General features: G+C 57.2%; 31 protein-coding genes, 2 tRNA genes and 1 pseudogene. 12 read left to right on the top strand and 22 right to left on the bottom strand.

Going from position 1 to position 26,726, the window contains the following annotated elements; genetic code table 11:
• From GNF76_RS13275 to GNF76_RS13210, 14 genes are all read right to left on the bottom strand, one after another.
• The coding region (locus GNF76_RS13275) for a hypothetical protein (protein ID WP_218585290.1) at window positions 1-383 on the bottom strand (383 nt) is incomplete at its 3' end.
• Window positions 380-1,684 (bottom strand): STY4528 family pathogenicity island replication protein, encoded by a 1,305-nt coding sequence (locus tag GNF76_RS13270; RefSeq protein WP_155583593.1) that lies wholly within the window; start codon window positions 1,682-1,684, stop codon window positions 380-382. The genes GNF76_RS13270 and GNF76_RS13275, both read right to left, overlap by 4 nt.
• A complete protein-coding gene (locus tag GNF76_RS13265; RefSeq protein ID WP_155583592.1) occupies window positions 1,681-2,376 on the bottom strand; it encodes a DUF2857 domain-containing protein in 696 nt (231 codons plus the stop codon). Before GNF76_RS13265 ends, GNF76_RS13270 begins: the two co-directional genes overlap by 4 nt.
• Window positions 2,354-4,135, bottom strand: a complete 1,782-nt coding sequence (locus tag GNF76_RS13260; RefSeq protein ID WP_155583591.1) for a ParB family protein — start codon at window positions 4,133-4,135, stop codon at window positions 2,354-2,356. The genes GNF76_RS13265 and GNF76_RS13260 overlap by 23 nt, the downstream gene beginning before the upstream one ends.
• Entirely contained in the window at window positions 4,132-4,371 is a 240-nt protein-coding gene (locus GNF76_RS13255) for an Arc family DNA-binding protein (protein ID WP_155583590.1), read from the bottom strand. The genes GNF76_RS13260 and GNF76_RS13255 overlap by 4 nt, the downstream gene beginning before the upstream one ends.
• 227 nt (window positions 4,372-4,598) lie before the next feature.
• A complete protein-coding gene (locus GNF76_RS13250) occupies window positions 4,599-5,177 on the bottom strand; it encodes a hypothetical protein (protein ID WP_155583589.1) in 579 nt (192 codons plus the stop codon).
• Window positions 5,174-5,536, bottom strand: coding sequence for a hypothetical protein (locus GNF76_RS13245; protein WP_155583588.1), 363 nt, complete (start codon window positions 5,534-5,536; stop codon window positions 5,174-5,176). Before GNF76_RS13245 ends, GNF76_RS13250 begins: the two co-directional genes overlap by 4 nt.
• The gene (locus tag GNF76_RS13240; RefSeq protein ID WP_155583587.1) at window positions 5,533-5,985 is read right to left on the bottom strand and encodes a hypothetical protein; all 453 of its coding nucleotides are present in this window, start codon (window positions 5,983-5,985) and stop codon (window positions 5,533-5,535) included. Before GNF76_RS13240 ends, GNF76_RS13245 begins: the two co-directional genes overlap by 4 nt.
• Window positions 5,982-7,331: a replicative DNA helicase gene (gene dnaB, locus GNF76_RS13235; RefSeq protein ID WP_155583586.1), complete on the bottom strand. Its 1,350-nt coding sequence runs from the start codon at window positions 7,329-7,331 to the stop codon at window positions 5,982-5,984. Before dnaB ends, GNF76_RS13240 begins: the two co-directional genes overlap by 4 nt.
• On the bottom strand, window positions 7,328-7,546 hold the full coding sequence (locus GNF76_RS13230) for a hypothetical protein (protein WP_155583585.1): 219 nt from the start codon (window positions 7,544-7,546) through the stop codon (window positions 7,328-7,330). The genes dnaB and GNF76_RS13230 overlap by 4 nt, the downstream gene beginning before the upstream one ends.
• Window positions 7,530-8,249, bottom strand: a complete 720-nt coding sequence (locus GNF76_RS13225; protein WP_155583584.1) for an HNH endonuclease signature motif containing protein — start codon at window positions 8,247-8,249, stop codon at window positions 7,530-7,532. Before GNF76_RS13225 ends, GNF76_RS13230 begins: the two co-directional genes overlap by 17 nt.
• A gap of 3 nt (window positions 8,250-8,252) precedes the next feature.
• Window positions 8,253-8,945, bottom strand: a complete 693-nt coding sequence (locus GNF76_RS13220; RefSeq protein ID WP_155583583.1) for a DUF2786 domain-containing protein — start codon at window positions 8,943-8,945, stop codon at window positions 8,253-8,255.
• The gene (locus GNF76_RS13215; protein ID WP_155583582.1) at window positions 8,945-9,688 is read right to left on the bottom strand and encodes a hypothetical protein; all 744 of its coding nucleotides are present in this window, start codon (window positions 9,686-9,688) and stop codon (window positions 8,945-8,947) included. Before GNF76_RS13215 ends, GNF76_RS13220 begins: the two co-directional genes overlap by 1 nt.
• Before the next feature lies 1 nt (window position 9,689).
• Complete coding sequence (locus tag GNF76_RS13210) at window positions 9,690-10,550, bottom strand: ParA family protein (protein ID WP_155583581.1); 861 nt, start codon at window positions 10,548-10,550, stop codon at window positions 9,690-9,692.
• Between the two features lie 239 nt (window positions 10,551-10,789).
• Between GNF76_RS13210 and GNF76_RS13205 the strand changes: the two genes are divergently transcribed.
• Window positions 10,790-10,866, top strand: a tRNA-Pro gene (locus tag GNF76_RS13205).
• A gap of 114 nt (window positions 10,867-10,980) precedes the next feature.
• Here GNF76_RS13205 and GNF76_RS13200 read toward each other — a convergent pair.
• The 3 genes from GNF76_RS13200 to GNF76_RS13190 form a co-directional block, all read right to left on the bottom strand.
• On the bottom strand, window positions 10,981-12,279 hold the full coding sequence (locus tag GNF76_RS13200; protein ID WP_155583580.1) for an NAD(P)/FAD-dependent oxidoreductase: 1,299 nt from the start codon (window positions 12,277-12,279) through the stop codon (window positions 10,981-10,983).
• A 60-nt stretch (window positions 12,280-12,339) separates the two neighbouring features.
• Window positions 12,340-12,513 carry a DUF3094 family protein gene (locus GNF76_RS13195; RefSeq protein WP_155583579.1) on the bottom strand — a complete coding sequence of 58 codons (174 nt, stop codon included), beginning with the start codon at window positions 12,511-12,513 and terminating at the stop codon, window positions 12,340-12,342.
• A 179-nt stretch (window positions 12,514-12,692) separates the two neighbouring features.
• Window positions 12,693-13,322 (bottom strand): DUF1780 domain-containing protein, encoded by a 630-nt coding sequence (locus GNF76_RS13190; protein ID WP_154744567.1) that lies wholly within the window; start codon window positions 13,320-13,322, stop codon window positions 12,693-12,695.
• 125 nt (window positions 13,323-13,447) lie between these two features.
• Between GNF76_RS13190 and GNF76_RS13185 the strand changes: the two genes are divergently transcribed.
• From GNF76_RS13185 to GNF76_RS13175, 3 genes are all read left to right on the top strand, one after another.
• The gene (locus GNF76_RS13185; protein WP_178123316.1) at window positions 13,448-13,915 is read left to right on the top strand and encodes an FAD/FMN-containing dehydrogenase; all 468 of its coding nucleotides are present in this window, start codon (window positions 13,448-13,450) and stop codon (window positions 13,913-13,915) included.
• The gene (locus tag GNF76_RS13180; protein WP_178123315.1) at window positions 13,912-14,601 is read left to right on the top strand and encodes an energy-coupling factor ABC transporter permease; all 690 of its coding nucleotides are present in this window, start codon (window positions 13,912-13,914) and stop codon (window positions 14,599-14,601) included. The genes GNF76_RS13185 and GNF76_RS13180 overlap by 4 nt, the downstream gene beginning before the upstream one ends.
• A gap of 64 nt (window positions 14,602-14,665) precedes the next feature.
• Window positions 14,666-14,881 carry a hypothetical protein gene (locus GNF76_RS13175; protein ID WP_155583578.1) on the top strand — a complete coding sequence of 72 codons (216 nt, stop codon included), beginning with the start codon at window positions 14,666-14,668 and terminating at the stop codon, window positions 14,879-14,881.
• Here the strand turns inward: GNF76_RS13175 and yacG are convergent.
• The 4 genes from yacG to GNF76_RS13155 are packed head-to-tail and all read right to left on the bottom strand — an operon-like array spanning window position 14,878 to window position 17,778.
• Window positions 14,878-15,078: a DNA gyrase inhibitor YacG gene (gene yacG / locus GNF76_RS13170; protein ID WP_155583577.1), complete on the bottom strand. Its 201-nt coding sequence runs from the start codon at window positions 15,076-15,078 to the stop codon at window positions 14,878-14,880. The two genes, GNF76_RS13175 and yacG, sit on opposite strands and share 4 nt — an antisense overlap.
• A complete protein-coding gene (gene coaE, locus GNF76_RS13165; protein WP_155583576.1) occupies window positions 15,075-15,698 on the bottom strand; it encodes a dephospho-CoA kinase in 624 nt (207 codons plus the stop codon). Before coaE ends, yacG begins: the two co-directional genes overlap by 4 nt.
• Entirely contained in the window at window positions 15,695-16,573 is an 879-nt protein-coding gene (locus GNF76_RS13160; RefSeq protein ID WP_155583575.1) for a prepilin peptidase, read from the bottom strand. The genes coaE and GNF76_RS13160 overlap by 4 nt, the downstream gene beginning before the upstream one ends.
• Window positions 16,570-17,778: a type II secretion system F family protein gene (locus GNF76_RS13155; RefSeq protein ID WP_155583574.1), complete on the bottom strand. Its 1,209-nt coding sequence runs from the start codon at window positions 17,776-17,778 to the stop codon at window positions 16,570-16,572. Before GNF76_RS13155 ends, GNF76_RS13160 begins: the two co-directional genes overlap by 4 nt.
• Before the next feature lie 262 nt (window positions 17,779-18,040).
• On the opposite strand from GNF76_RS13155, the gene GNF76_RS13150 reads away from it, so the two are divergent.
• The 4 genes from GNF76_RS13150 to GNF76_RS13135 all read left to right on the top strand — a co-directional run bounded on the left by GNF76_RS13150 (window position 18,041) and on the right by GNF76_RS13135 (window position 20,526).
• Window positions 18,041-18,454, top strand: a complete 414-nt coding sequence (locus GNF76_RS13150) for a pilin (protein WP_178123324.1) — start codon at window positions 18,041-18,043, stop codon at window positions 18,452-18,454.
• A gap of 99 nt (window positions 18,455-18,553) precedes the next feature.
• The gene (locus GNF76_RS13145; RefSeq protein WP_155583572.1) at window positions 18,554-19,972 is read left to right on the top strand and encodes an O-antigen ligase family protein; all 1,419 of its coding nucleotides are present in this window, start codon (window positions 18,554-18,556) and stop codon (window positions 19,970-19,972) included.
• Between the two features lie 39 nt (window positions 19,973-20,011).
• A tRNA-Thr gene (locus tag GNF76_RS13140) sits at window positions 20,012-20,084 on the top strand.
• 136 nt (window positions 20,085-20,220) lie between these two features.
• Complete coding sequence (locus GNF76_RS13135; protein ID WP_155583571.1) at window positions 20,221-20,526, top strand: DUF6388 family protein; 306 nt, start codon at window positions 20,221-20,223, stop codon at window positions 20,524-20,526.
• Between the two features lie 44 nt (window positions 20,527-20,570).
• Here the strand turns inward: GNF76_RS13135 and nadC are convergent, their stop codons facing one another.
• Window positions 20,571-21,419 (bottom strand): carboxylating nicotinate-nucleotide diphosphorylase, encoded by an 849-nt coding sequence (gene nadC, locus GNF76_RS13130; protein WP_155583570.1) that lies wholly within the window; start codon window positions 21,417-21,419, stop codon window positions 20,571-20,573.
• Between the two features lie 282 nt (window positions 21,420-21,701).
• Between nadC and GNF76_RS13125 the strand changes: the two genes are divergently transcribed.
• From GNF76_RS13125 to GNF76_RS29945, 4 genes and pseudogenes are all read left to right on the top strand, one after another.
• Window positions 21,702-23,882, top strand: coding sequence for a DUF1631 domain-containing protein (locus GNF76_RS13125; RefSeq protein WP_155583569.1), 2,181 nt, complete (start codon window positions 21,702-21,704; stop codon window positions 23,880-23,882).
• Between the two features lie 61 nt (window positions 23,883-23,943).
• Window positions 23,944-24,507 carry a 1,6-anhydro-N-acetylmuramyl-L-alanine amidase AmpD gene (gene ampD, locus GNF76_RS13120; protein WP_155583568.1) on the top strand — a complete coding sequence of 188 codons (564 nt, stop codon included), beginning with the start codon at window positions 23,944-23,946 and terminating at the stop codon, window positions 24,505-24,507.
• On the top strand, window positions 24,504-25,340 hold the full coding sequence (gene ampE, locus GNF76_RS13115; protein WP_155583567.1) for a regulatory signaling modulator protein AmpE: 837 nt from the start codon (window positions 24,504-24,506) through the stop codon (window positions 25,338-25,340). The genes ampD and ampE overlap by 4 nt, the downstream gene beginning before the upstream one ends.
• Window positions 25,246-26,661 (top strand): annotated as a pseudogene (locus GNF76_RS29945) (HAMP domain-containing protein); the annotation flags it as partial. The gene ampE and the pseudogene GNF76_RS29945, both read left to right, overlap by 95 nt.
• Between the last annotated feature and the right edge of the window lie 65 nt (window positions 26,662-26,726).

The following is a 26,726-nucleotide window of genomic DNA, read 5'->3' as shown; positions in this document are numbered from 1 at the left end:
CCACTTGGCTGACGGCCAATACCGATATCAGCCCCTGCCGGGGTGATGTGGGCCACATCACTTGCGATGTTGCTGGCAATACCGATTTCGGACCCTGCCGGGGTGGTGTGGGCCACACCACTTGGCTGACGGCCAATACCGATATCAGCCCCTGCCGGGGTGTTGCGGGCCGCAACACTTGCACCGTTGCTGGCAATACCGATATCGGACCCTGCCGGGGTGTTGCGGGCCGCAACACTTGCACCGTTGCTGCCAATACCGATATCGGATCCTGTCAGGGTGGTGTGGGCCGCACCACTTGGCTGACGGCCAGCACCGATATCGGCCCCTGCCTGGGTGATTCGGGCCGAATCACTTGCACCGTTGTTGCCGGAAGGCATCATGGTTGTGCACCTCTGCTGGGGTTCAACAGGTGCAACATTCCACTGAGTGTTTGCTTGGCGGTTTGTATCGACTCAGGGCTACGTACGACAGACGCCGCCTGCGTCGGTGGACCTGTATTGGCTGGCGGATCAACAGCGCCTTGGGGCCCCGGGCTCGATTTGACCTTGCCGTCAGGGTTCCACTCGCTGTTGAAATCACCACGCACCGCCATGTTGACCAGTGTCATCAGATAACCCAGTGGGTTTCGGATTCCTCCCGAGTCACAGCGATGCATCCATTGTGTGATGAGTGCTGGTTTCAGCTCCACCGGCACTTTTTGCAAGGCCACGACCGCGTTCTGTTTTTGTTCAGCGGGAAGGCGATGCAGGGCATCGAGTAGTCCGGCGGTGATATCGGTTGAAGGGGCGGGCGGTACCTGTACAGAGCTTTTACAAACATCGTTGTGTGTATTTGTATACGTACTATATGAGTTCGGATGCCGAACTAAGGCCGTACTCAGTGTATTCCGGCTGAGTTCGGTATCCGAACTCAGCTCAAAAGTGATTCGCTCGCCTTCATTTTCACGGAGTTCGGCATCCGAACTCAGTGACGACGGCGCTATATTTTGCTGAGTTCGGATGCCGAACTCAGGCACTGTTAGAGCGATAGGTGCCTGTGATTGCGTCCAAGACTGGCTATTCAGACGGCTTTCGATGATGTCCAAACGGCTGGGTAAGCGCTGGCCAACATCGGGATCTGCTGCGAATTCTTTCCAGGCAATTTCCGCGACCTCGCGGATCACCTTCGTCTGATGCTCCATAGACTGAGCAAGTAGCTGCAAATAATCCTTGTCAAACTCCATGGCCTCGGCCGGTGTCACCGGTTCATCATGGAGTAGGTAGACGTTGCCTTGAACTTGACCGCTGAGGTCATTGCGCACCCGTCGGCCCAAGCTAAGCCATCGGGTCAAGCGAAGGGTGACTAAGGCTTTTGATACGGTTTCGCGCGAAGCTAGCCTGCCGGGTTGCATACCCAAATATGGCCGCAGTTGGTCATAGGTGGGGAACGCCGTAAGGCCGTCGTCATTGATCAACAGACGAAATACCTGCCAGGTGTTTCTCTCAAGCGGGGTCAACCTGTCATCCAGCAGCAAACGGCGAGGAACTGTTTCGTGCGGGTTGCCGCTAAAAATGATGCCGGAGTAGGACGATGATCCTGCGGTTTCAATCGGTGCTGACTCTTTTTTCAGGCGTAAGTAATCCTCAAGGTGGCCCGAAGCCGAGTCCAGAAGCGTCGACAATGGCAGCCGAGACAACTTCATAGGCTGGGTTCACCTTTCGCCGGTATCACCGCAGGTGGAATCACTCGCTGTGGCGTTGCAGACACCAACTGCAGCCTTTTGGGCAGTCCGGTAGCTGGGTAGAGCCCTTCTTTGATCCACGACTGCACTCGGTGCCAGATGATTGCCAAACTGAGGTTTTCGCAGTTTTCATCCAGTTTGGTATCTTGTGGGGCATTGAGTTCTTCGGCCACCAACATGGCGATGTCCAGCAACGCTAAACTGTCTTCAAGCTCAACTTGATGCTCCTGCATCAAATGAGTCCAGCGATACCAAAGGTGAGCGTCCATCTCTTCACTGAACTCTCTCCACCGGCCGCGGCGTGCCGTAACTCCCATCATCAGGCGTTGGGTGGCTACGTCCTGGGGAGACAACCCGAAGAACTGTTGCAGCATCTGAGTGGTTGCGCCCAGTCGCAGGGCGCGTTCGATCATGCGCACCTCTTCGTCGGAACGTTGCGCACCGATTAACAGTTTTTTCACCATGTCCCCATCGATGGTGACCCTGCACCAGGACACAGGGGTATTGAGCAACAAGCTCAACACAGAGGGCTGTTGGAGCTGAGCGAGTATCTCTGGCTCCAGACCCATCTCAATGCAGCGCCGTAGCTGGCCGTTGCGTATGTGATGCAAAACTTGAGCCAAAATGGCTTCATTGATAGGTGTCTTGGACATCGCTACTCCCCCTTGCGATTGACTTGATTTCCAAGTCAATCAAGCGTCTCGCGAGACGAATAACTCGAAACAGTTTCACCAGAGCCCCGTCGCTGAGGCGGCTCTCATTCTCCGCCACCTGATCTTGTGTGTGAGGCTGACCCAGCAGGATCGGGCCTAGCCCAGCTGCAAACTCGAAGTCGGCTAAGGCGTCAACTCGAAGCTCCGGCTTCTGTTGAATCATCTTCACCGCGATGGCCATTGAGCCGCTCAGTGATTGGAGCAACGTCAAGGTGTGTTGGGCTGTGGCAGTGACGTCCACTTCAACGTCTGGATGCCGGTAGCTAAAACCCACGCCACCGTCGATATCGAGGAATTCGCCGGGGGCTTTCACGGAGCTGGCTATTTCGCGTGCCAACTGAGCAATGTGCTGACGCAAGGTGACGGCGTTATCGATCTCACGCTCGATGTACCAAAGGTCCGAAATGGGGTTGAGACCACCGGCTTGAATGGGGATGGCCACCAACGCATTCGCTGCAAAGTCGGGCAAGACTTCACCCTCCAGCGCTGCGAGCTCCCGTTTCATCTTGTCGACTCTGGGGGAGGTTTTAACCGGGCTCGCAATATGCGCATCGATACGCGCTTGTCGCTCCTGCGGGCTCATTTGATCGTGCGGGGGAGGGGCCAACTGTTGCTGGGCCGCAGACTGGGAAGGAGGCGCAGTAGAGGCTGGTTCTACTACTGGATGCGTGCCACCTATACCAGACGCAGTAGGTTGTGGCGGAGGGCTCTGATTGGCCTGAATACCACCGTCTGCCGTATGAGGTTGGGGCAGTCTTTCAAATTGCACACCCGGGTACTGAGGCATCTCAAGTACCGGTGTTGAGCGGCGCAGTTGATCTTGGTTCTGGGTAATCTCCAGCAGTATCTTCTCGTAACCGAGATTCAACGGCTTTTTGAGTTGGTCAATCAGTTCGTCCTGGAAGCGCGGGAACAGAAACTCTTCCGCGTCCCCCTCAAACTGGGACAGCACATCCTGAAAAACAGTGTCGAAGTCTAGGGGCTGCTCCTGCTCTTGGTAATTACGCTCCCAGCATTGAAGCGCACTTTTTCTTAGCCCCAACAGTTTTACGACTCGATCAAATCCAAGTCCAGAATACAGCAAGGCGGGAATCGCCGGCAGAAGGTAACGGATGGTGTCTTGCATCCGGCTGATATGTGGCTGAGAAACTGGATATCCGTCAGAGGCCAGCCGTCTCGCAAGCTCACGTTGAGAGATTGGTTCTCCAGCCTCTGTTTCATACAGCGCCCTAGCCTTGTCGACGCCCATAGCGCGTTCGATGAACAGGAGCTGGCCCTGCAAGTCGTTTTCGGCCAAGTGCCCGGTGAGCGAGATGATTTCGCCCCGCACCGTGTCCCACGGGCGGAACAGGCAATGAAACCTGAAGAATTTTTCGTCCCCGGTTTCACGGTACAACTCGTTGAGAATGGCCAGGCGCGTATTACCGCCATTGCGGATTCGGTACTTCTCCTCACTTGGTTTACGTGTGACGGGAGGAGGCGTATCAAGTCCTCGATGCCGTATCGAATCTTTGATGTCGTCATACTTTGGGTTGCGGGTTGTTCGTGGGTTTTCGTCATATGGCAGCGTTTCATCCAACGTCAACAACATGGGGGTGTCGACGATGGGATCACTCATGCGTGCTGCTGCCGGCAAATTCGAATCAAATGCCGGCACCACCAACTTGTCTTTCATGGTCTGGACCAAAGACTGCTTCATGCGCGGGCTCCCTGATTTTCATAGGGCGGGGCGGGGACCAGAAGCAACTGGTCGATGATTTTCAATGCGCGCTCGAGCGCAGTTTCAAGTTCGGCGGTGTTCTCCAAGCGATGGATGATTTCCGAATTCATTGAGCGTGCGTTTTCGCGCGCCTGCATAGCGATACGCCCGCGCATCCCATCGGGAAGACGCAGGACAAATTTTTCTTCGATTTGGTGTTTTGGTTGATTGCTCATCACGCGTTTCCTATGAGGGCTGTTTGTTGAGTAGGCTGGCTCGGCGCAAGCGGGCAATAGCGTTGCGTTCAGCGCGGTAATCACTGGCCGTGCAGGATGTAAATATGGGTGCGTAACCCTGTTTGCTGAACTTGATGTGCCCGCCGGCCGTTCGCGTTACAGTCCAACCTTCGGACTGAGCAAATGCAGATAGCTGCTGAAGCCTGTCTTGGGCTCCTCGTAGGAACTTACTCATCGCTGTCCACCTTCTGAAACAGCCAGGCTTCGAGTTCAGTAAGGTCTGTGGGCAGCGAGCCGGTTTTCACCGCGTGTATGACTTTTCGAACAAGCTCCACAAGTTGTTGATCCAGCGCGACGCGCCTGCAGAGCTCGTGGTCATGAGAGGCACGCAGCATGTGCAGCTCTTCTCGCATCAGATCTTGAAGTTTGTCTGTGCGGTTTTCTTCAGTGAGGGGGCTTGGGGTAATACCCACCGGCTCACCAGGCATTAGTGAAAGACGGTCAATTCGTTCAATTTCAGCCAACGCCAGGGCTGCACCGATAACCAATTGCCGGCGACGGGGATGCTCGGCTTTATGTACTGCCCAGCTGTTTTTGGCGGCTAGGATTTGTGCAGGAGTCAGGAAGTCAGCGGCGGCCTGTGCAATCTCGCCGTGGATGTGTTGGTCTTCGAGCGGGACAGCGTAGCCTTTAGGACCAATTTGCTGATTGCGCTCTTGCAGAACCGCTGATAGGGCTCGGGTCATGCGCAGGGAAAGAAAATCCTGGCCCGCGCCGCAGTTGAAGCAGTCATGATCAATGCTCACTTATCACCTCCCAGGGCATTACCTATTGCGAGGGCAATAATTTCGGGGTTGGAGCCTGGATACTTTTCACCGATGTCAGTCAAAAACTGCCGGGCCGTATCGCGACCGACCGGTAGGCGAAACACCACGGTGCAGTGTTGGGTTTTGGAGGACGCGTTAAGCAATGGTCGTACGGACGCTTTCAACGAGCGATCCAGCAAATAGCGCGGTATCCATACTGACCAGAAGTAACTTAGTAAAAGTGCGCTGGGGCACAGCAGCGTGACCGTGATCTGTGATGCCTTGATGATCATTGGAGTCGTATTAGCTGGAGATGAACGCGCCAAAGCGCTTTTGAGCCAATCATATGAAACGATCATGGCACTTGCTCCTCAGCGTCTTGGGTCGTTAGATCAGATGCCTGCTCTGGCACTGGAGGGCTACCAGGGGCCTCTGCGGTATTTGATGAGGGCGCTGCATGCCCGAGAGCCGGGAAGGGGACCGTTAAGCACTCATTGAGCCAAGCCCCGAGTGCCGCTCGATTGGCGTGCTCATGACTGAAACCCTGCGCAATCTGCTGCTCATAGCATTGTTTTCTAGCTGCTTCAGCAATGGGTAGGTGAGCGTCTGTCGCTTTACCGTAGGCGATGACAAAGTCGATCACCGCACGCGAATACAGCGTTTTTGAAACACCAGGACTCAAGAGCCGCTGCAACAAAGCAGAGTGGTCTGTGGAGCAAATTAGGTCGCGTATCCTGATTTGTTCGGCGCTCAACGGTGTTCCGGTGTCGGTACTCAAGGCAGCAGAGAGTGCAGGATGCTTTTTCATAGGTGAACCCCTTGCCAGCCGGTGTTGGCACTGAGGTTTGCAAAGCGGGTTTGGTGCGGGATGAACGCCGTGCGAACGGTTCCGGTCGGACCGTTACGGGCCTTGCCGATGATGATTTCGGCGATGCCCTTGTACTCGGTCTGCGGGTGATACACCTCGTCCCGGTAGACGAACATGATGAGGTCTGCGTCCTGCTCAATGGCGCCGCTATCACGCAAGTCGGCGTTGATCGGGCGTTTATTTGGACGACGCTCCAGCTCTCGATTGAGCTGGGAAAGCGCTACCACAGGGCAGTTCATTTCCTTGGCCAGGGCTTTGAGGGCCTGAGAAATAGCGCCGATTTCATTGGCCTTATTTTCATGACCCGGGCAGCGCATAAGCTGTAGGTAATCAATCAGGATTAGGCATGGGTGGCCGAAGCGGCGAGCTGCGCGGCGGGATTTGGCCCTGATTGCAGCAGGCGTAAGATTGGACGAGTCGTCGATGACCAACCGCTCGCCGTAGCTGTTGATACGCGAAACAGCGGCGGTCAGTTTCGGCCAGTCATCGTCATCGAGCTTGCCCTTCAATAGCTTCCCAAGATCGATATGGCCAAGGATGGCCATCAATCGATAGATCAGCGCTTTAGCTGGCATCTCCATGCTGAAGACCTGAACCGTTCGATCAAGCTTTGTCTGCAGGGCTTTATCCACAAAGTTCAAGGCTAGGGAGGTCTTGCCCATAGACGGACGTGCGCCGAGGATGATCAGATCTGCCTCTTGAAAACCCGAGGTCAGATCGTCCAGATCATCAAGGCCTGATGGCACGCCCGTCACGGTTATGTTGCCGTTAAAATGCTCGTCGATTTGTTCGACGACCATCGTCAGGCACTGGTTGATGTCGACGAATTCAGATGCACTCTTGCCTTCGCCAAGCGCGAACAGTTGTTGTTCAATCGACTCCTGAACATCGGTTGCATTCGCCAGTGGATCCGTGGCTTCGCGAGAGCATTGGTAACCCAGGGACATAAGCTGCCGGAGCTGAGAGCGATTACGCACGATGGACGCGTAATGCTCTATGTTGGCTACAGACGGCGTATTCTTGGCCAGCTCGCCCAGATAGCCCAGTCCACCTGCTTCGTCTGGATCCTCCAGCGCGTTGAAGACGATGACGATATCGAATGGAATGGACTTTTCAGCAAGCCCGGCAATTGCCCGAAACAGCAAGCGGTGGTCATGCCGAAAAAAGTCGGATGCATCCAGTTTGTCCGCAATGAGATCCCAGGTGTTGTTGTCGAGCAGTAGTCCACCTAAAACACCTTGTTCAGCCTCGACGGAGTAGGGCGGTGAGAGGTCCAGGTGATTCATTTCACGGTCTCCTGGCCTATCTGCAGAAAGCCACTGCCGTTACGTGCGTCTAGTGCTTTGACCATATCCACTTCGACCTTGGCCGAATTGATCATCACCTGCGCAACATCAGCGACGGCTTTAGCGCGCTCGATGTCCATCGGCCTTTCTGGGTCGAGCAACCCCTCAATCACGACGAACAAGTGATTGCGCAGATCTTCAATTTTGTTTCTCATGTTCAGCCTCCCGAATGGTGCGCTTAAGCCTGCTAACCGTACGAATGGCGCTTTTCAGCTCTTCTGGATACCGGTGAATGGTGTTGCGACGCATGCGTTCCGCCCGTGTAATCAACTCCAGGTTGTCCAGGGAAATGTGGGCTTTGTTACCGTCCTTGAAACACACGCACATGTTGATAGGGACCGGCCCGTGGTGCTGTTCCCAAAGCAGGACATGCACGGCTTTCCAGTCCACCGGTGGATACCCGGTGTCGGTCATCTTTTGTTGCTGATAACCATCAGGGGTTGTGCGCAGGCTGCCGATGGGGAGCCAATTTCCCGGCTTATTGCCTGCCTTGAACTGTGTGTGTGCCATACGACCAGAGGAAGGAAGCCCCTTGAGGCCCTTGTTCCATGGGGTCAAGCCCTTGGAAAAGCGGTATTCAGCACCCAGCTTGCCGTCGAGCCGGCCACCGAGAGTGCTGCAAAGAAACTCAGCGCTTTTGCTCACGCCCATTCGTTTGGCTTTGGCATAGACCTGATAGACGCTCAGCCCCATTTCATCGGCCAGTAGCTGGGTCGGTTCGTCGGGATAGCGGGCAATGAGCATGCACTCTTCTGCCTCACTCCAAATGTGGTGTTTGTGAGCCGAGCCAAGCCCAAGTTGGGCACGCGCATGTTCCAACGCTGCTTTGGCCAAGGGGGATAGAGAATGAGTTCTCATTGACTACCCCCCTTGGCCTAAGGCTTCTTGTGGCTGTTGAGCAACACCTCGATGCAGTTTGGCGTTTTGGCCCTGTTGCCAGCCTGCGTGCAGGGAGCGGGTGTCATGACCTTTGGCTTCTATGGGCTCGATAGTGGCTTGCTTGAGTTTTGGGTGATGCCATTCAAGGTAAGCCTGGATTTCCTGTTCGGTGGTTTGGTCGACGCCCCCTGCAAATTGGGTCACTTTTTCAGCGACCGCACTGAGCCAGCCCTCGGCAAACAATTGGCCGCGATGGCGTTTTGTTTTCAGCTGGCAGCGCTTTTGCTGAGCAACATGAACGCGACGAGCCGCGACCAATTGGTGATGCAGGGTTGAATAGGTATGAGCCGCCAACGCGGGAGCAATTCCTTTCCCAAGGAACTTGAAAGACCAGCCTAATAGCGGATTGAAGTAGGCCAAGTGGCTGCAATCGAAGGCCTGTGAGCAAATCCAAGCCAAGGTGTGCAACCAACCCTGCGGCGCACGCCGGGTATTGGTACCGACGCTGGTTTCTTCAATGGCGTGAGCTGCCACTTCGATGTGTTCAAGGTTGTACTGCTTCATCAAGTGGCGAGCCTGGCGAAGCGCAGTTTCCACTTCGTTTGGTGTCGCACCTTGCGATTTGGCCAGCGCCATGAGTTTGGCGACTTTGCTGAGAACTTTTTGTTTATCCATCACCGGCCACTCCCCAGTTCCGAGGGGGCGAGGGCTTGCGACCAGAGGCGCAGTGTTTCTTCCTCGTCAGCGCAGAGGTAAACCGAGGACTGGCAGTTGGCTACTTTTTGCTCCACTGCATAGAGTCTCTCAAGAATGCTTGAGCCATCGTCGTAGCTGATCTCATGTTCCATGGTCAGCAAAAATTCATTGCGCAATGAATAGGCTGTGCTTTTCCAGAACGCTTGTGGACTGGGCCATCCAATGAGTTTTCGGATGTACGAGGGGGAGAGGTATTCCCGAAGCCTGACGTTGAACCCTTGAGGGGAGTAACCGTTATTGAGGACGCCTGCACGATTGAACGTCAGTAGTGTTTTGAGGACGTCCAGTAGCTGAGCCAGTGTCTCGCACGGCAGAGGGTATGTTTCAGCGACGACACGCTTAGCTTCGGCGTATCGAGCCTGCTGACGGCGTTTAGCGTGCTCCTCAGTACGGCTGCGCTTTTCCTTTGCATGTTTGATATTGGTGTTGACTGACTCAATGAGCTTGGCGGCATCTTGCAAAAGCTGGCGCTGCTCCAGGTTCAATTGGGCACCGATTCGGCCAGGCAATGTGTTACCGCCGGTCAAATACCGGATTTCCCGTACGGCGCCGCTTAGCTTGGCCTGCACAGTGCGCAACTGTTGAGCGCTGTAATATTTGCCAACATCCAGAATGACATTGGCGGTGATGCTGCTGGCATCGGTAATGGAGGGATGCGCCATGTCAACGACCCTCCTTCACAAGCGACGCGACAACGCTTTCGGTCAAACCTTCGAAACGATCTCTCCATTCAGGGAAGAGCTCAATGGCCAATTGGCGGATAATGGCGAGCGCTGCGGGGGATTTTCGGTTGGATGGTTGCCGGTATTCCAGGCGATGGGCGGGTACGCCGAGGGACGCGGCGTTACGAAACACCACCGCTGCCGGTATGGTGCAGTTCAGAACGCTAATTTCGCGGTTGTCCTGAAAGATTTCCCGCACTGACTGCTCGATCATTTGGGCGTCGACGGTGAGATCGAGGTTGTTGATAACGATCTGTACGGGGGGGATTTTCATGCCCAGGCGCCCGTAGGCGCGCAGGCCATCCAACATCTGCATGGTCCCACGGCTAAATTCGCGTGCGGCGAGCATGTTGGGGAGCAAAGGGGATATGACCAGGTCAGAGGCGAGGACGACCATTTCCAACATGGCCGAGCGGGCACCTTGAGTGTCGATCAGTATCAGGTCGAAGTGATCTTCGAACGCCGGCATCAGGTTGGCCAGACGCAGCCGTCCGTCGGGTGCTTGCAGGAGCAGACTGTTCAGTTGGTTATTGATGTCGTTGGAGATAACCAGCGACAGGTTAGGAATGGTGGTGCTGGATATGATTCTGACGGATTCGGTGATGTTGAATGCGAGCAGGTCGTAGATGCCGCCTTGAGCTTCATCGACCAATTGGTAATACGAGGAGAGGGACGGTTGGGCGGGATCCAGGTCGATCAGGAGGGTTCGCAGGCCGGCATCAGCGCAGAACGCGCCAAGATTGGCCTCTACAGTGGTTTTACCTACGCCGCCTTTGGTCGATACGACCGCAGTAATTTTCATGGTTTTGAGCCTCTAATGTAAATTCATTAGAGGCTGCATAGAAAATGGAGTAGATTTTGAGGCGTTCGGCCCTTGGTTCAGAAACCTTAAAATCAGTTGGCTTTTAACCAATTGGTCGTAGGTTCGAATCCCACACGACCCACCATTTTTGAGACCAGTTAACGCTGGAATCGAATCTTAAGATCAGAGGCCAAAAGTCCTGATCGAAGAAGGCGACTGAAAGGTCGCCTTTTTTTTACCGGGGTATAGCGCAGTCCGGTAGCGCGCCTGCTTTGGGAGCAGGATGTCAGGAGTTCGAATCCCCTTACCCCGACCATATTGAAAATCCTCGTATCGTAAGATACGAGGATTTTTTTTGCCTGCAAAAATCTTGAGCCGTCCACAAAACAACTGTGGGAGCTGGCAAGCCAGCTCCCACATGAATCAGTTGTCAGTGCAATTTGAGTCTAGGCTCTGTCCCGCGCCCGATCTTGCTTCCGAGCATCAACATCATTGTGCGGAAGAAACCATACAGCGCCATCTGGTGCATGCGATACAGCGACACATAGAACATTCGCGCGAGCCAACCTTCCAGCATCACGCTGCCTGTCAGGTTGCCCATCAAGTTACCTACCGCCGAAAAGCGTGACAGCGAAATCAATGAGCCGTAATCGGTGTACTTGTAGGTCGGCAGTTCCTTGCCTTCGATCCGCAGCTTCAACGACTTGGCCAGTAGCGACGCTTGCTGGTGAGCCGCCTGGGCCCGTGGCGGTACGTTGCGGTCAGTGCCCGCTTGCGGGCAGGCCGCGCAGTCACCAAAGGCGAAGATGTTTTCGTCGCGGGTGGTTTGCAGTGTTGGCAGTACCTGCAACTGGTTGATGCGGTTGGTTTCCAGGCCGTCGATGTCCTTGAGAAAGCCTGGCGCGCGAATCCCGGCCGCCCATACCTTCAGGCTGGCTGGAATGACCTGGCCGCTGCGGGTGATCAGCGCGTCAGCTGTCACTTGGCTGACCGCCGAGTTGGTCAGCACGGTCACCCCGAGTATTTCCAGGGTTTTATGCACAGGTCCACCAATACGCTCCGGCAGGGCGGGCAGCACACGTGGGCCGGCTTCGATCAAGGTGATGTGCATGTTTTCCGGTTTGATCCGGTCCAGGCCATAGGCCGCCAGTTCATGAGCGGCGTTATGCAGCTCGGCGGCGAGTTCGACGCCAGTGGCACCAGCGCCAACGATGGCGACGCTGATCTGTTCCACCGCATCCGTCTGCCCGGCATGGGCGCGCAGATAGTGGTTGAGCAGTTGCTGATGGAAGCGTTCGGCTTGTTTACGGGTGTCGAGGAACAGGCAGTGTTGCGCCGCACCCTCGGTGCCAAAGTCATTGGTGGTGCTGCCGACAGCGATGACCAGACTGTCATAGCCCAGCACGCGTGCGGGAACCAGCTCTCGGCCCTCCTCATCGAGGGTCGCGGCCAACTGGATCTTCTTCTGTTCACGGTCGAGCCCGCTCATGCGCCCCAGTTGGAACTCGAAGTGGTTCCATTTCGCCTGGGCGACATAATTGAGTTCGTCCTCTGAAGAGTTCAGCGAACCGGCGGCGACTTCGTGAAGCAACGGTTTCCAGATATGGGTCAGGTTGGCGTCCACCAGCGTGATGCTGGCGGTGCCGCGCTTGCCCAGAGTCTTACCCAGGCGGGTAGCCAACTCCAGGCCGCCGGCGCCGCCGCCGACGATAATAATACGATGGGTCATGGGGATATCTCGCAAGGCTAAAAGAAATCAGTGCAGTTACCCGAGCGAGCGCAAGGCAGCTCATAGCGTCAGGTAACTCAAAAGTCGGCTCAGCAGGCCCATCCCGATCACGGCCACCAGTACCACACCAAGGAGCAACCACGGCCGGAAAGGCCTGCGCTCAACTCGATTCTGGGACAGTTGCAGGTACTCTTCGACATGTTTTTGGTCGTCGGGGTTCAGGCGGCTGGTCATAAAGGCCTCGTCAGGTAGACGTTGCGAAAGGAGTGAACGTTACAGTTGCGCGTTCTGCGGCATTGCCAGAAGCATAGTCGCTGAACCGCACAGCCTTCAGTCACAGGCCGTCGACAGGCAAATATTGATTGCTCTTTGTATCACCCGATCCGGGATTTCGCCATGCCGGCGGTCGACCTTTAGAGGCTGATGCCGACATCAAAGACAATGCTGCGCCCCAGGTTGTTGCGCAGAAAGTCTGGAGCGTCAGGGTGGGCGAACAGCACCCTGGCAAAGGTCGGGCCCACCAGCGACAGCGAGCGCCATCCCTGGCGCAGGTATTCGGTGGGCGGTGGGAAGTGACTATTGAGGTCCAGTACTTCACGCTTGAGGCTGGCGAAAGCAATGATGTCCAACTCGCCAAGGTCCATCCCGCGTTCTTTGTAGTTGTGGGCTTTCTTGCGCAGGGTCGGCGCCAGACGCAGAAGGAACTCATGGGCGGGAATGCGCTTGGGCTTGGCTTCGCGTCGCACTAATTGGCTCAGGGAAAAGGCGCTACGGCGGCGCAGCAGCTCGTCGCGCCATTCGTCATTCAAGCGTCGGCCTTCATCCAGCACGAAAAAAACCTCGAAGCTGGCGTCGCGAAACAACACGTCCGGAGGCTCTTGCCCGGCGGCGTGAAATTCTTCGGCGCGATAGGGCACATTCAAGCCTTGCAGCAGGCGCTGGCAGACCCAACGCTCACGCTCCCATTTGCGGGCATTGGACAGGAACGCGTTGGCTTGTTCGGCCGCTATGGTGAGCAGGCGCAAATAATCAGAGTCATCCATGGTTCCAGCTTAGCGCCCAAATGATGACCGCAGGAAGTCCTGGTGTGGTTGTGGGTCACTGGAGTCGCCGGGAGGTCGGTGTAGACTGGCCATTCGACAAGTACCCCTGGCACGAGGAGTGTGTGGTGAAGTTCTTTGCAGTGCTGTTTTTGAGCCTTTTACCCCTGTGGGCCCAGGCGATCGAGGTGGGTGAGCCGGTGGCTCCCTGGACCTTGCTGGATCAATTCGATCAGGCCTACACCCTGGACGGTCAGGCGAAAATCTTGCTGGTTGCACGCAGCATGGATGCCGCCAAGCGGGTGGACGTTGCGCTACAAGGCCAGCCCAAAGGCTATCTGGAAGCGCGGCATGCGGTATTTGTCGCCGATATCCAGCGCATGCCCCGGCTGGTCGCCAAGCTATTCGCCGTACCGGCCATGCAGGCTTACAACTACCGAGTGATGCTCGACCGTGATGCCCGGATCGCCCCGCGTTATTCAGCACCTGTGGATAACGTTCTATGGCTGCAACTGGACAACGGTAAGCTGGTAGCTCGTCATGAATATGACTCTGTGACGCAACTGCGCCAAGCCCTGGAGCAGGTGCAGCCGTGATCAGCGCGGCGGTGCTGGCGCCGGAAACCCTCAGCATCGGCTGGCTGCTCTACGCCCCGGTGGCGATGTGGGCAATCTTGCGTTCGCCCTGGGTTGAGCTGTTTGCTGACCGACGGCGTCAGCATTTGCTGTTTGGTACGGTGTTCGCGCTGTTCATGTTGTGGTTGGTGCGCCGGGATTTCGATACGGGTGTGTCCTATCACTTTATCGGCATGACCGCCGTGACCCTCCTGCTCGACTGGCCTCTGGCAATTGTCGGGGGGCTGGTTGCTCAACTTGGTCTGGTGTTGCTAGGTCGTCAGGACTTGGCGGCGGTGGGTGTCAACGGCATGCTTCTGGTCCTGCTGCCGGTGCTGATCACTGAAGTCTGCGCACTGCTGGTGGAGCGGGCACAACCGCGTAACCCCTTCGTGTATATCTTCTGCTCAGGTTTTTTTGCGGCGGCACTGTCGGCATTCCTGTGCCTGCTGGCGGGACTGGGGTTGCTGTGGTTCGACGGCCGTTTCGTGATGCCGGAGTGGCTGGAGGATTTCGTTGGATACTTGTGGCTGATCATCTTTCCCGAAGCCTTCATCAACGGCATGGTCATCAGTGCGCTGGTGGTGTTTTGCCCGGAGTGGCTGGAAACGTTCAACCGCACCCGCTACCTTTCGGCGCCCTGGAAGGACGACGATTCGCGGCCTTGATTCAGGTCAAGTCCCGCACGGCCAAGGGGGCCCATGCTCTGGGAAATCTCCAGGAGCACAGGTCATGAGTGTGTACGAATGGGCAAGGCAGGAAATGCGCAGAAGTCAGGAGGCGGCGCAGGAAATCGGCTTTGATCCGGGCCTGAGCCTGCGCGCCCTGCTCAGTGCGGTGGTGCAGCAGAGCAAGGGCGTGCGCAGTGTTGAAGACTTGGCCGACGAGTTGCAATTTCTCGCGGAGAACCTCGACGACCAGCAGGACTACGGTTTTATGCGCCCTTAATGCTTTGGTTGAAACTCTTCGGAGAACAGCTCGTCCTCGGCGTCCGGACTGACCGGGATCTTGTGTTCTTCCGACGCCCAGGCGCCCAGATCGATCAATTTGCAACGGTCCGAACAGAATGGCCGGTTGGGATTGGTTGCGCTCCATTCCACGGGTGCGCCGCAGGTTGGGCATTCAACGGTCAAAGGTTGGCTCATGATCGGCCTCCACACAAAGTAAGGTAAAAGTGGTGCAGTCGCTCGACCTCGCCGTGCAACCAGGTGAGGTCTTGGTCATTGACCAGCACATCGTCGGCCTGGCGCAAGCGATCTTCTCGGGTGGCCTGGGCCTTGAGGATTGCCTGCACCTGCTCTTCACTGATGCCGTCGCGCTGCAGGGTACGCTGAATCTGCAGCGACTGAGGCACGTCGATCACCAGGATGCGCTGGGTCATGGTGTATTGGCCGGACTCGATCAGCAACGGTGACACGAGGATCGCGTAGGGCGATTGAGCCCGGGCCAGGTGACTGCGGATTTCCTCGGCGATCAACGGGTGCAGCAGAGCCTCGAGCCAGCGGCGCTCCTCGGGGACTTCGAAGATCAGTTTGCGCAACGCGGCGCGGTCCAGCTGGCCATCGGGCAACAGCACTCCGGCACCGAAATGCTCGGCAATACTTGCCAATGCCGGGCGGCCCGGTTCAACCACCCAGCGAGCCGCGTGGTCGGCGTCCACCAGGTCGACGCCAAGGTCGATAAAGTGTTGGGCCGCTGCACTTTTGCCACTGCCGATGCCGCCGGTGAGGCCAAGAATCCAGGGTGTTGAGACACAAGTCATCATTTGAAACCGACAGACTGCAAATAGAAGTCGGTTATTTGACCACCCCAGAGCAATGCAATCCAGCCGGCAATCGCCAGATAGGGTCCAAAAGGCATGGGCATCGACGTCTGGGCGTTACGCACACGCAAAAGCACCAGCCCCGATATCGCTCCCACCAATGAGGACAGCAACAGGGTCATTGGCAGAATTTGCCAGCCGCCCCAGGCGCCGAGCATCGCCAGCAGCTTGAAGTCGCCGTATCCCATGCCGTCCTTGCCGGTAATCAGCTTGAACAGCCAGAACACCGACCACAAGCTCAAATAGCCCGCGACCGCGCCCCAGAACGCATCCGCCGGTGTGACGAACAGGCCAAACTGATTGAGGATCAGCCCCAGCCAGAGCAAGGGCAGAACCAGTACATCCGGCAACAACTGGTGATCGACATCGATCAGGCTCATCGCCAACAGGCCCCAACTCAATAACATGACCCAGCCGGCCTGCCAGCCAAAGCCGAAATGCCAGGCGACGTATGCGCTGAGCAGTCCGCACGCCAGCTCGGTAAGTGGGTAGCGCAGGCTGATGGGCTCATGGCAATGGGAGCAGCGTCCCTTGAGCAGCAGGTAACTGAGCAGTGGGATGTTTTCCCATGGTCGAATCGGCTGCGCGCAGTGAGGGCAGCAAGAGTGAGGCAGCAGCAGGTTGTAGGTCGGGCCTTTCGGCTCCGCAGGGAGTCCGAGGATGTCATGGGCCTGGGCGCGCCATTCCCTCGCCAGTATTTTTGGCAGGCGCCATATCAGGACATTGAGAAAACTGCCGACAATCAGGCCAAGCAGTAGCGCCCCCCATACGAACAGCCATGGCTGATTGAGCAACACTTCGCTCAATGACAGGCTCAAAACGCTGCACCGAGCTGGAAGATCGGCAGGTACATGGCGACCACCAGTGCCCCGACAATGCCCCCAAGTATCACCATGATCAGTGGCTCCATCAGGCTGGTGAGGTTATCGACCTGATTGTCGACGTCCGCTTCATAGTGGCTGGCGACCTTTTCCAGCATGCTGTCCAGGGTGCCCGACTCTTCGCCAATTGCGGTCATCTGAATGGCCATGCCCGGAAAGAGGCCGCTGAAGGCCATGGTTTGATTCAGTTGCATGCCTGTTGATATGTCCTGACGCATACGATTGATCGCCTGTTTGAAAAGCCCATTGCCGGCAGCACCGGCCACCGAATCCAGCGCCTGAACCAACGGCACCCCAGCTGCGAAAGTGGTCGAGAGCGTGCGGGCATAGCGGGCGACAGCCGACTTTTTCAGGAGTGTGCCTGCCAGCGGGATTTTCAACAAACCCGTATCGATCTGATGACGAAAACCCGGTGAGCGTCGGTAAGCCTCGCGCAGCCCTAGAGCAAAGGCGCCCAGACCTATGACCAACGCCCACCACGCTTGCTGTATGAAGGCCGACAGGGCGATGACCATCAAGGTAAATCCTGGAAGTTCTGCATCGACCCCGGCAAATAATCCCTGGAACTGCGGCACAACGTGAATCAGCAGGATTGCGCTGACGATGGCGGCAACCATCAGCACCGCCAGTGGATAGGTCATGGCTTTCTTGATCCTGGTTTTGAGCCGTTCACTCTTTTCAAGGTGAATGGCCACGCGCTCCAACAGCGTTTCGAGTGCGCCGGCCTGTTCGCCTGCTGCGATCAGGTGGCAGTACAAGTCGTCGAAGTAGTGCGGTTGTTTCTGTAGGGCTGCGGCCAGGCTGCTGCCTGCCGCGATCTCCTGCTTCAAGCTCTGTACCAGTGCTTGCATGTGTCGGTTGTCAAAGCCCTCAGTGATGATGTCGAACGCTTGCAGCAAGGGGATTCCAGCCTTCAGGAGGGTCGCCAGCTGGCGGGTGAACAAGGCGATATCGCCCGGCTTGACTGGTCGGCGCAAGCTCGACAAGGTGCGGGACTTTTTCCATACCCGACCAGGGGTTATCCCCTGCTGGCGCAACTGGACCTTGATCAGCGCCGGTGTGTGCCCGCGTGTTTCTCCGGACACCTTGCGACCTTTGCGGTTGGTGCCTTCCCAGGCATAGATCACTGAAGCGGCGGTCATCCCATGGCCTCATCGTGGGCTGCAACACTCAAGAGCATATTGTTCATTTCGCAGTACCGTACACGGCCAGTTGAAGATTTAGAGCTTAGTCAGGGGAAGGCGTCGGAAAGGACAGAGACGAACGAAAAAATGTCAGATTGTGCGACTTGTACAGGATTGAGCCAGTCGGGGTGAGTACACTGGCGCGGTTGCTGAGGACAGGGCGCAGGACGCGCCTTGCTGTGGGGGGCTGAGCCCCGTCTTATTCTGGAGAGTGAGCGTGATACGTCAGAAAGGCTTTACCTTGATTGAATTGTTGATCGTCGTGGCGATCATCGGCATTTTGGCCACTATCGGCCTGCCCATCTATACCAAGCACCAGGCCAAAGCCAAGTTTACGGCAGGGCTGGCAGAAGTTTCCGCGTTGAAGGCCGGGTTTGAAGACACGCTCAACCAGGGCACTGTGCCAACCGTCGCCTTGATCGGCGGGACCAGCCCGACCGCCAACTGCAAGATCGATGCGACCGGCGATGTCGCTACAGGCGCGGGTACGATTACCTGTGAAATCCTCGACGCCCCTGCGCCGGTGTTGGGCAAGACCATTACTCTGACCCGCAGTGCTACCAGCGGCTGGAGCTGCGCGACCAACGCTGAAGAACAGTACGTCGCGAAAGGTTGTGCTGCTGGCGGGGCATGAGCAGGTTCTTCCGGGGGCGGGTTCGCCCCAGGTTTGCTTAACTGAGCTGCATCCGGTCAAGCTCTATACCTATGACCCACACGGAAGTTGAAGTCACCTATGGCGTTATCTGTACAGCAGCGAGGACGCATATTCCTGGTGGTGGCAGTCTGTCTGTTGGCATTGGGGATTTGTGCACCTTTCAGCAACCACGACTGGCAGCGTACGGTCCAGATTGCCGTGGGTGTGTGTGCGGTGATCTATGGGCTATCGGTTTCATCGGGTGTGTGCACCACGCCGCTTGTCGACAGGCCAACCACCATAGGGTTGGCAGTGATTATCCTGTGGGGCCTGCTCTCTTCGTCGCTGGCCCATCAGCCCGTATGGGCGTTGACCGAGCTGGCGCTGTTCATCACCTGTGGTGCCATTGCGTTTGCCTTTGCCTTGCTCAGGCGTAACGGCGGCGAGTCCGTGGATCAGGCCTTGATCCTGTGCGTGATACTGCTGTGCCTGATCAAAAGTATTCAGTATCTGCACGCCGGCGTGCTTGCCTTTACCAGCGGTGAGTCGGTATTGAACACTGACCTGCTGCTGTCAGGCTTCTCCAACAAGCGCTTCTACGGTCAGTTCCAGACATTCACTTTGCCCCTGTTGGCGCTTCCACTCCTGCTTCCCACGAGCAAGCGCACAGTGCGTGGGTTGGTATTCGCCTTGCTGTGTGTCTGGTGGCTGATTGCAATCGCTGGTGGGACGCGCGGCACATGGCTCGGCATGGGCGTCGCCGGTTTGTTTCTGGTTTTCCTGGGACCATCAGGTCGTCGCTGGCTGGGCTGGCAACTGGCGGCACTGCTCTGCGGCCTGGTGTTGTATTGGCTGTTGTTCATGGTGTTGGCAGGGTACCTGGGGCTTGAGTTGGCCCAGGCAGCCAGTGATCGCTTGACCACCTCTCTTTCAGGGCGTGGGCTGATCTGGTGGCAGGCCTGGGACATGATTCGTGAGCGGCCTTGGCTGGGCTTTGGGCCAATGCATTTTGCTGATATCGCCAACGATATCGCAGCCCATCCACACCAGGCGATTTTGCAATGGGCCTGTGAATGGGGCGTCCCGTCGGCCTTGTGTGTAGTGGTACTGGCGACGCGGGCGGGTTGGGCAACCTTGGGCGTGCTGCGTGAACGTGTCCTGTCCATGGCGGCTGTCGACTTGCTGCGCCTGTGCCTGTTCGCCGCACTGGTGGGGGCAATGACCCAGGCCATGGTGGATGGTGTAATCGTGATGCCTAACTCGCAATTATGGTTGGCGCTGGTGGTGGGTTGGCTGATGGCCCTGCATGTGTGGAAGGCCCCCTCAAGCGCCTCGCGACCATTGCTGCGTTGGGCGTGGACGGCGACGAGCATCCTGGCGGTCGGTGTGTTGATATTTGTGGCTATTCGCGACGTACCTCACCTCGGCGAGCGTCAGCGTCACTATGTCGGTAGCAGCAAAGTATTCCTGCAGCCACGCTTCTGGACCCAGGGGGTCATTGCCCTTGAAAAGCAGTGAGTTGCCGGACGCCCAAGGCAGTGCTAGCTTTAGCCCACCGCCCGTGTAGCTCAGCCGGTAGAGCAGCGCACTCGTAACGCGAAGGTCGCAGGTTCGATTCCTGTCTCGGGCACAAAGGCAACACAGTTTTCAGATGATCCCAGAATGGTTCTGAAGGCCAGACGAACCGGTATTCATGCCTGTTCTTTTGTATCTGCGCGACCTTGATGACCCAGATGCATCCCCATTCCCAGATCAAAGAGAACGACATGACCAAACAAGAAATGACCCAGGAAGCTCGGCACGAAGCGGCCCTCAAAAAGTATGTCTCGGAGTCGCCGGAACTCCTGGACGAGATCAAGGACCTCAGCGCCGACGATCAAAGGGACCAGATCCAGTGGGCATTTGAGGATGAGGCTGACTCTCAGGGGCTCCAGCCGTGGGAACTGACCCTCAAGTACACATCCACCCCAGAGGAGTACGAGGTAGCACGCCTGGCCTTGCACAAAGAGGCCGCCGAGGTGCTTGGCGTCGACTGGAACGAGTACTGCGGGATGAATAACCTCGCGATTTGACCGGGCAACTGCAGGAGCGAGCGTACTCGCTCCTGCACCCTCCCTCAGATACTGAGGCGCATCGACAAATCCACCGCTTTCACATCCTTGGTCATCGCCCCGATGGAGATGTAGTCCACCCCGGTTTCGGCGATAGGCAGCAGGGTACTTTCGTTAATTCCACCGCTGGCTTCCAGCTTGGCTTTGCCGCCATTCAGGCGCACGGCTTCGCGCATGTCATCCAGGCTCAACTCATCGAGCATGATGATATCGGCCCCTGCCGCGAGTGCTTCGCGCAACTCCTCCAGACTTTCCACTTCGATCTCCACCGGCTTTCCCGGGGCGATCTTGTGGGCGGCGGTAATGGCTTGGGCAATGCCGCCGCAGGCCGCGATATGGTTTTCCTTGATCAGGAAGGCGTCATACAAACCGATGCGATGGTTATGGCAACCGCCGCAGGTCACTGCGTACTTTTGTGCGAGCCGCAGGCCCGGCAGGGTCTTGCGGGTATCCAGCAGCTTGGCTTGGGTGCTGGCGACAAAGTCCGCCAGGTATTGGGCCCGGGTCGCAACGCCTGACAGCAACTGCAGAAAGTTCAACGCGCAGCGTTCGCCACTCAACAGTGAGCGCGCTGGGCCTTCGAGATGAAACAGCACCTGATTGGGGCTCACGCGCTCACCGTCGCGCACCTGCCAGTGCACGGCGACCCGAGGGTCCAGTTGACGAAACACCGCATCTACCCAAGCCGTACCACTGATCACAGCGGCATCGCGGGTAATGATGGTGGCTTTGGCCAGCCGTTCGGCAGGGATCAGTTGTGCAGTGATGTCGCCGCTGCCGATGTCTTCCAGCAACGCGCGACGTACGTTGGCTTCGATTTCGGCGGTCAGGTCGGCGAGACGTAGATTCGGCATATCGGGCTCCACTAACAAAGTGCCTCGATTATAGGGGCAGGGCGCGCCGCAACCCAAGGCGCGAAGCGCTGCCAATGCAGGATCGAGTGTCCTTTTACAAAGCCGCTACAGAGTTTGCTGGCGCAATTGCCCCTATTTGCAAGATAATCTCGCGCCTTGCAATTGGCGTCATAGCTTTGACGTCTCGGTGATGCCCCGATAATCGTCGCTCCCATGAATGTTTCGCCCAGGGCTGCTCCGATTTTTCACAAAACCGAACATCGCTGTTTCAGGAGAGCCAGGATGCACAATGACGGGAAGGTGGTGCCGATCAATAAGGCACAGGCGATGCCGTCGCCGCTCGCCCGCCTGCCAGTGATTCTGCTTCAGGTCCGGGACAAGGCGGCCCAACAGCTCAAGCAGGGGTTGCAGGAGCTGTTCGACAATGCCGACGACACCTTGTTTGAAATGGCCGACAAAGCCCGTAACAGTGTCGACCACAACATCTTCTTCGAAGCCATGCGTGACTTGCGCCTCAAGCGCAAGAACTTCGAGCGTGGCTTTATAGAGCAGTTATTTGAGGCCTTCGCCAACGTCGGCCAGATGGGATGTGGTGAGCAGCAGTTGCTACCGGTGGTTTCCTACGAGGCATTGCCTGGCGCGTCCAGTGACGAGCTGGAAAAAGGCGTGGCCCTGGAAGCCATGCTTGGCAAGGTGCAGCATCGAGATGGTTTGGCCCTGGGGCAACTGACTGCACGCTTGGGCGAGTTGCTCGGCAAGCGCCTGGATGACCGGGAAAACCCTCTCGGCCCGGCGATGCTCTGTGAGTTCTTCCTGCAGGCCGGCCGCAGCCTGGGGATGGAGATCCGGGTCAAGCTGATCATCCTCAAACTGTTTGAGAAGTACGTCCTCAGTGACGCCGACCAGTTGTATGGCGAAGCCAATCAACTGCTGATTGCCACCGGCGTCTTGCCCGAGCTCAAGGCTGTTCCGTCCCGGCGTCCTGATGCGCGAGACGTTCGGGCCCGCCCGCCAGCAGACACCGGGCACCCTGCTGATTATCAAGCTGACGAAGGCTCACTGGTTGCCTTTGCCGCCTTGCAAAAGCTGCTGTTCGCCGTGCGTGGCAGTGTTTGTCCCACCCTTGAAGCCAGCGCCCAGACCCAACCGATTTCTACCCGTGACTTGTTGCGCCTGCTCTCCCACTTGCAGCAATACGTTCCAGAGCCCGAGGTCGAGGACGATTTCGACCTGCGCAACCAACTTGAACAACTGCTGACCCGAGTCAGCGTCAAGAGTGGCAGGTCGCGGGTGGTCGACGACGCCGACGAGGACGTGATCAACCTGATCGCCATGTTATTTGAGTTCATCCTTGACGATCGTTCCTTGCCGGATTCCCTCAAGGCGTTGATCGCCCGCTTGCAGATCCCCATGCTGAAAGTGGCGGTGCTGGACAAGAGTTTCTTCAGCCGTGGTAGTCATCCAGCGCGACGCCTGCTCAATGAAATTGCTTCGGCCGCCATGGGCTGGGGCAAGTGTGATGATTACCAGCGCGATAGCCTGTACCTGCGCATTGAACAGGTCGTGCAGCGCCTACTGAACGACTTTGTCGACGATCCGGCGATTTTCTCCCAACTGCTGGCGGAGTTCAGCGTTTTTACCAACGACGAGCGGCGCCGCTGCGAGTTGCTTGAGCAGCGCACCCGCGACGCGGAAGAAGGGCGAGCGCGGACCGAAATTGCCCGTCAGCGCGTGGCTGACACGCTCAATCTGAGGTTATTGGGCAAAGTCCTGCCCGAAGTGGTCGTGCAGTTTCTGCAGCAAGCCTGGAGCCAGGTGCTGTTGCTGGCCTGTCTCAAGCACGGCGAGCAATCAGCGCAATGGCAGAGCCGTTTGCAGACCATGGACGATTTGATCTGGAGCGTCGGCCTGAGCGAGGGCACCGAAGCCGGGAGGCATTTGCTGGAACAGTTGCCTGGCTTGCTCAAGGCTTTGCGCGAGGGGTTGAGCGATGCTGCCTTTGATCCATTTATCACCCGTGAGTTTTTCATCCAGCTGCAAGCCCTGCATGTTCAGCCGTTCCAGGGTAATGCAGGTGGCCGGCCGTCGCTGTCGAAGGTCGGTGCCTTGATCGAGGTGCGTGAGGCGTTCGTACTCAGTCCTGCTGCCCCCACCGAGAGTGTGAGCTTGCCAGACGATGATCCGGACGTGCTCAAGGTCCTTCAACTGCGGGTCGGTTGCTGGGTTGAGTTCCAGGAAGATGAAGAAAATACCCTGCGTTGCAAGCTGACGGCGATCATCCCGCCGGCCAATAGTTATATTTTCGTCAACCGTACGGGCCTCAAGGTGCTGGAGAAAACTGGCAGCGAGCTGGCGCTGGAGTTCAAGCGCGGCGGGGTTCGGACCCTGGATGATGCACTGCTGTTCGACCGGGCGCTGGCGTCTGTGATTGGTAACCTGCGCCAACTCAATCACGCCAAGTGATCGCAACCAACGGGCTGAACGCGGCATACTGGGGCATCTCAGCCTCGCTCAAGGAACCGGTATGCAGTTGGACCCCGCCAGTGGTTGGTGCCAGGGCATTCGTCATTGCCCATCGCCTAACTTCAATGAGCGCCCCGGCGGCGAGATTTCTCTGTTGGTGGTGCATAACATCAGTCTGCCCCCAGCGCAGTTCGCCACCGGCAAGGTGCAGGAGTTCTTCCAGAATCGCCTGGACGTCACGGAACATCCCTACTTTGAAGGTATTGCCAACCTACGGGTCTCTGCGCATTTCCTGATTGAGCGTGATGGCGTTGTGACGCAATTTGTTTCCTGCCTGGATCGGGCCTGGCACGCAGGGGTATCGAGTTTCGAAGGGCGTGAGGTCTGCAATGATTTTTCCTTGGGAATCGAACTGGAAGGCACGGATGACTTGCCCTTTACTGATGCCCAGTATCAGTCCTTGACCGAGCTGACCCGTCAGTTGTTGGCCGCTTATAAGGACATTACTCGCCAGCGCATTTGTGGCCACAGTGACATCGCCCCGGGACGCAAGACGGATCCCGGACCGGCTTTTGATTGGGTGCGCTTTCGCGACGCCTTGCAGGATGGAGGACAGGCACAATGAGTTTTCTGGTGTTGGTGTTGGCGGTATGGGTCGAGAAGTTTTCGGCCTTGCGCCATCGAGTGCAGCGTGACGGCGCCTGGTTGCGTGAGCTGGCCAAGCTCGAGTCCAGTGAACGAATGGGCAAGCAGCCCTGGTTGATCCTGGTGTTGTTGGTGCTGTTGCCCGTCGCGCTGTTGGGGCTGTTGTTACTCGTACTGGAACCTGTGGCCTATGGCTTGCTGGCGTTGCCGGTGCATCTGCTGGTGGTGATTTATGCCCTGGGGCGTGGCGATCTATTGGCCGGACTCGGCCCGTTTCGTGATGCCTGGCGTCGTGGCGACCTGCAAGCCGCCGAGCATGTGGCCGAACGCGACCTGAACATCGGTGCCGACAGCGGCGAACAACTGCTGGAGCGGGTCCAGGGCCACTTGTTGTGGCAGGCCTATCAAAGCTTCTTCGCGGTGATTTTCTGGTATTTCCTGCTGGGCCCCGTGGCCGCGCTGGCTTACCGCCTGCTGGCGCTGGCCAGTGAGCATGGCAAGAACCCGTTGGTGGTGGAGCGTGCGACGCAACTGCGCCATGCCTTCGATTGGTTGCCGGTGCGCTTGCTGGCAGCGAGTTTTGCCTTGGTGGGCAACTTTGTCGGGGTCAGCCGCGTGATGCTCCACGAACTGCTCAGTTGGGACATCAGCGCTGCACAACTGGTGGAAAAGGTTGGCCTGGTGGCCGGTGAAATCCCGCCGCCGGTGGTGGGGGCCGATGGCATCAACAGCCTGGATCGTATCTGGGAACTGCTGCTGCGGGCTGCCGTGCTGTGGTACGCCGGGTTTGCCATCTGGACCGTCCTGCCTTGATGAAATAACGGTAGGAGCCCGGCTTCTACCGTTAACCTTAAGTTACAAAACTCCTTTTCGAATTGAGCTATACAGACAGAGCGCCAAATACTGGCTATCTGCCTTACCTCCTGCGCTCAATAAAAATAAAAGAAAAGGGAGTCCACCTGTGAAGAGCTTGCTCTATCCCGCTATTGCGTTGATGAATCGTCTGAGTTTCGGCATGAAGTTCAGCTTGATCAGCGTGCTGTTTCTCCTGCCGATGCTAGTGACCAACTACTACCTGGTGCGCGATTCCTGGCGTGAATTCCAGGGCACGCAAACCGAGCTGCAAAGCCTGGATCTGTTGGACAGCAGCTTGATCCTGCGGCGTGATCTGGAAACCCTGAACAACCAGGTACAGATCAATGCGACCTTGGGGCAATCGGGTAAGGCCGGTGATCTTGAAGGCAAGATCAGCGCCCTGGAGCAGAGTTTGCTGGAGCGTCTGCAAGGTTTTCAGGCAATGGTCACCGACCCGGAACAGGTCGAGGTGTTTGAAGGTAAGCGCGACGAAATGATCGCCGCCTTCAAGGCGCAACAAAACGAATCCTCGCTGCTCAGCAAAAGTGCGCTGATCGGTAAGCTGCTCAATAAGGCTCAAATACTCAGCCAGATCATCGCCAGCCAATCGGGTTTGAGCCGCGACCCGCAAAGTGATCTGCGTCAGTTGAGCGAGTTGATCACCAGCAGCACCCCGCAAGTCACCCAGGCCTTGGGCGAAGGCCGGGCGATGGGCGCTTATTCCCTTGGCCAGGGTTTTCTCAATTCCGCTTCCAGCACTCGGTTTGATGAATTGCTACAGCAGTTGGAAAAACTACAGGCTGAATATGGCCTGAAATTGCAGGACGCGTTGGGCTCCAGCAAGGCCGCCCATGCCGCGCTGGATACCCTGACTGATGCCAGCAAGGCCAGCCTCAAGCAGGGCAGCGAGTTGTTCGAAGAACACGTGGTGATGGCCGAAACCCTGGACGCGCCGTGGCAGGGTTTTTACGACGAGGTCAGTGGCCTGATGGCCAAGACCTATCAGTTGGATGAGGCAACGTTGACCTTCCTTGAGCAGCAGTTGCAGCAGCGTCTGTCGCAGAATCGCACGCACATGGTGGTACTGGTCACGGCCCTGGCCACCGTATTTTTGCTGATCTTCTATTTGTATGGAGGTTTCTACGCCTCCACCCGTACCACTCTGCGGCGCCTGGGCGCGATGATGGACAAGGTCGCGGCCGGTGATATGACTGTCAGTATCAAGGCCCACAGCCGTGACGAATTGGGCGACCTGGGCCAGGTCTTCAACGGCACGGTGGCGAAAATTCATGACCTGATCGAGCGAGTAGGGCGCACCGTCAGTGAGGTAGAGCGCCAGGCTGG

This window comes from Pseudomonas spelaei (assembly GCF_009724245.1).
Taxonomy (GTDB): Bacteria; Pseudomonadota; Gammaproteobacteria; order Pseudomonadales; family Pseudomonadaceae; genus Aquipseudomonas; species Aquipseudomonas spelaei.
Note: the sequence above shows the minus strand (reverse complement) of the source record. Positions and strands in the feature narration are given on the sequence as shown.